The following is a 3,647-nucleotide window of genomic DNA, read 5'->3' on the forward strand; positions in this document are numbered from 1 at the left end:
CCAGCACCTGAAAGTTGAGATCGATCCCATCGGGGCGGACCGTCTGCGACAGCAGCGCCTCGGTGCGATCATAGCCCCAACAGGCGAGCGAGAGGTTCAATCTAGTCATACGGAAACGGCCTCCAAAGTGTCGATAATCATGGCTGTGGGTGCGATTTCGCTGCCGGTGCGGCTCGATTCGAGTAGGGCTGCGCAGCACGCCACCGTCTTCACGCCCCAGCGGCCATCATGGATCGGCTGGACCAGACCGAGTGCGCCTTCAACGAATTCATCGATGACCTCGACCCGCGGCAGGCTTGGCGGATCGATCGCGAGAAACTCACGGTGTTCATCGCCATAGAGCGTGATGCCTTGGGGCGAGAGCTTGAGATCGGCGCGTTCGCAACTGACCAGCACAAAGCCGAAATGCTCATGATACGGCGCCGGCGGTTCGCTGGTCGATGCGCCGTCCTCGCCATACGCTCGGCGTATCTTGGCAGCGCTTTCGGTCGCTGGTTCGAGGTTCCTGAGCGCGCGCCGCGTGTCACCGTATTGCTCCGGATCCTTCTCGCGGCCGAGTTCCGATATCCAATTAACCAGTTCGTCGGAATCATAATGGGCGTAGCCACTGTACGTCAGCGATGCGACAGCCCCACCCTCGAATCCCATCATCGCGGCATATGCGCCCTCGCTCGGGCGACTGGAATCCCAATTGCCCGCAACCGCGCGCACGAATGTCACATCGCGTCCGACAAGCCGCCGCGCCACGTCAATTTGGTGAGCGGCTTGACTGTAGACAACGCCCCCACCACGCGCGCTGTCCAGCTCTTCGGGGCGACGCGGCCGATACATGAAATCGGTGAAGTTCATCGCCGTGAGTTGCCGCACCGCACCAAAGCCGCCGCTGGCGATCAACTCGGCGGCTCGGCGGACCGGGGCATCAAAGCCATGGCTGGGGCCGACCAGGAGCAGTTTGCCGGCCCGGCGTGCCGCCGCTTCCATCGCGACGCACTCGGCGACAGAGATCGCCATCGGCTTTTCGACCAGAACATGCTTGCCCGCACCGAGGGCCGCGATTGCCTGCGTCGCGTGCAGTTCGTGTGGCGTCGCGATATAGACGGCATCAATATCGGCGGCGAGCAACCCCTCCAGGCTTTCATATGACTTGGCTCCGAACTCGCGCGTGAATTGAGCACGTGGGGACGCGCGCAGATCGAACGCCGCGGCGATCTCGACCCGTGGGTGCGCGCGCAACGCCGGAAGCGTCAGCATGAACCCCCGGCCAAGGCCGACAATGCCGATCCGAAGTGCCTTCATGTTTATCCTCGATCTGCCAGGTCGGTCCTTGAAATGCGGCCCGCTTGAAACGCACAATACTTCTATGTAGAAGTGTTTTCAAGAAGTGGATGAAACACCTTCGTGGCACGGCGCCTTGGCACAGCCACTTTGCGATAAGGATAGGCGATGACACCCCAACAAAATGACATCCTCGCCCGAGTCGAGGGCAGCGCGCCGATGGGCAGGCTGATGCGCCAGCACTGGATGCCCGCGTGCATGTCCGAAGAGGTGGCCGAACCGGATTGTACGCCGCTGCGCGTCCGCCTCCTCGGCGAGAATATGGTGGTGTTCCGCGACAGCAAGGGTCGTCTGGGCGCGCTTGACGAGCAATGCCCGCACCGCCGCGCGTCGCTGGCCTTTGGCCGCAACGAGGAATGCGGCCTGCGTTGCCTCTATCATGGCTGGAAGTTCGACGTGAACGGCAACGCCATCGACATGTCGTCCGAGCCGGTCGACGCCAAGCTGCGCAGCACGATGAAGACCAAGGCCTATCCGGTCCAGGAGGCCGGCGGGTTCGTCTGGGTGTGGATGGGCAATCCCGATCAGGTGACGCCGTTCGACAAGCCCAACTGGGCGACCGTACCGGACGACAAGATCAGCATCGTGAAGATGCATGGCGCATGCAACTGGGCACAGGTGCTCGAAGGCTCCATCGACTCGGCGCACAGTTCGAGCCTGCACTCGTCCAACATGCCGACGGCAACCGAGGTCAGCGGATCGACCGCGACCGACACCGCCTGGCTACGGCCGTCGGCCGACAAGGCGCCACGCCTTGAGGTCCAGAAGACCAGCTTTGGCTTCCGCTATGTCGCGATCCGCAAGCCGATCGTCGACGCCGATGCCACTGATTATATCCGCATGACACTCTATGTGGCGCCCTATACCGTCCACATTCCATCGAATGACCAATATCATCTGAGCCAGATGCTGGTCCCGATCGATGATGAGAACACGATGTTCTACTGGGTCGCCTGGCATCCCGAAAAAGGCATTTCGACCGACGCATGGCGCAAATTCTGCGGTGCCGAGATCGGCAAGGATGTCGAGCCGATCACCTTCAAAAAGATGCGCAACGCAGGAAACAACTATCTCCAGGATCGCGTAGCCATGAAGGACGGCGATTTCACCGGTATCTACGGCATCCCGGCGCAGGACATGGCGATGTGGGAATCGATGGGTACGCTCGCCGATCGTGGCGATGATCGCCTGGGGTCGAGCGACAAGGCGATCTTCACGTTCCGCACACAGATGTACCGCGCCGCGCAGGCGGTGGAAAAGGGCGAGCCGGCGATCGGCACGACCGAGCCGCACATTCCGAACGCCAAGCTCATGTCGTTCGAAGGCATCGTGCCTAAGGGCACCGACTGGCGGCTGCTCAATGTCTCGGACGAAGAGGCGGATATCATGCGGACCGTATCGACAGATGTCGACGCTCTCGGGGACGTCCGCGCTTGATGATGTCCCTGCCGCCCATTGCCGGGCTCGACGCGGATGCCGTCAGTCATTTCGTCCAGTCCGTACTCAAGGAGGATCTGGGGCTAGGTGGTGATGTCACCACCGACCTCACCATCCCCGCCGACGCACGGCTGATCGCGACGATCCAGACTCGCGAGCAGATTGCCGTTGCGGGCATCGATCTCGCCCAGGTCTTCTTCGAGGCCCTTGATCCCGATGTCCGGGTCGAGCGGCTTGCCAGGGATGGAGATGAGCTCCAGGCGGGTGCCCCGATCATGCGCGTGGAGGGTCGCGCCCGCCCGATGTTGTCGGCGGAGCGCTCGGCGCTGAACACGCTGCAGCACCTCACCGGTATTGCCACCCTTACTCGAAGCTATGCCAACATGATCGCGGGCACGTCGTGCATCCTGCTCGACACCCGCAAGACCATACCCGGCCTGCGCGCAATTGAGAAATATGCTGCCCGCATGGGCGGGGCGCACAATCATCGTATGCGGCTCGACGACGGCATCCTGATCAAGGACAATCATGTCGCGATCTGCGGCTCGATCGAGGCGGCCGTGCGCGCGGCCAAGGCGGGCAAGTCAGCACTCCCGGTCCAAGTCGAAGTCGACACAATCGACCAGATCGAGCCGGCACTGAAGGCAGGCGCCGATCGGCTGCTCTTCGACAATATGTCGGTCGAAATGCTGCGCGAGGGTGTGGCGCTGGTTGCGGGCCGCGTGCCGATCGAAGCGTCAGGTGGCGTGCGGCTCGATACCATCCGTGCGATCGCGGAAACGGGAGTTACTTACGTCTCCGTCGGCCGCATTACGCAGAGCGCACCGGCTGCCGATATCGGTCTCGATTACACAATAGCGGCTTGATGGTGCTGT

3 protein-coding genes are annotated in these 3,647 nt (G+C 62.2%); 2 read left to right on the forward strand and 1 reads right to left on the reverse strand.

The features are described 5' to 3' along the window. Positions 1–105: 105 nt before the first annotated feature. On the reverse strand, positions 106–1,296 hold the full coding sequence (locus tag K3A84_RS20190; RefSeq protein ID WP_062344530.1) for a Gfo/Idh/MocA family protein: 1,191 nt from the start codon (positions 1,294–1,296) through the stop codon (positions 106–108). A gap of 147 nt (positions 1,297–1,443) precedes the next feature. On the opposite strand from K3A84_RS20190, the gene K3A84_RS20195 reads away from it, so the two are divergent. Next, positions 1,444–2,772, forward strand: a complete 1,329-nt coding sequence (locus K3A84_RS20195) for a Rieske 2Fe-2S domain-containing protein (RefSeq protein WP_062344527.1) — start codon at positions 1,444–1,446, stop codon at positions 2,770–2,772. Further along, complete coding sequence (gene nadC, locus K3A84_RS20200; protein ID WP_062344525.1) at positions 2,772–3,638, forward strand: carboxylating nicotinate-nucleotide diphosphorylase; 867 nt, start codon at positions 2,772–2,774, stop codon at positions 3,636–3,638. Before K3A84_RS20195 ends, nadC begins: the two co-directional genes overlap by 1 nt. Positions 3,639–3,647 lie beyond the last annotated feature (9 nt).

It is taken from the genome of Novosphingobium percolationis, from assembly GCF_020179425.1.
Taxonomy (GTDB): domain Bacteria; phylum Pseudomonadota; class Alphaproteobacteria; order Sphingomonadales; family Sphingomonadaceae; genus Novosphingobium; species Novosphingobium percolationis.

Excerpts from the sequence above, each read along its gene's own strand:
- K3A84_RS20190 (WP_062344530.1), bottom strand. The coding sequence starts at position 1,296 with ATGAAGGCACTTCGGATCGGCATTGTCGGCCTTGGCCGGGGGTTCATG.
- K3A84_RS20195 (WP_062344527.1), top strand. The coding sequence starts at position 1,444 with ATGACACCCCAACAAAATGACATCCTCGCCCGAGTCGAGGGCAGCGCG.
- nadC (WP_062344525.1), top strand. The coding sequence starts at position 2,772 with ATGATGTCCCTGCCGCCCATTGCCGGGCTCGACGCGGATGCCGTCAGT.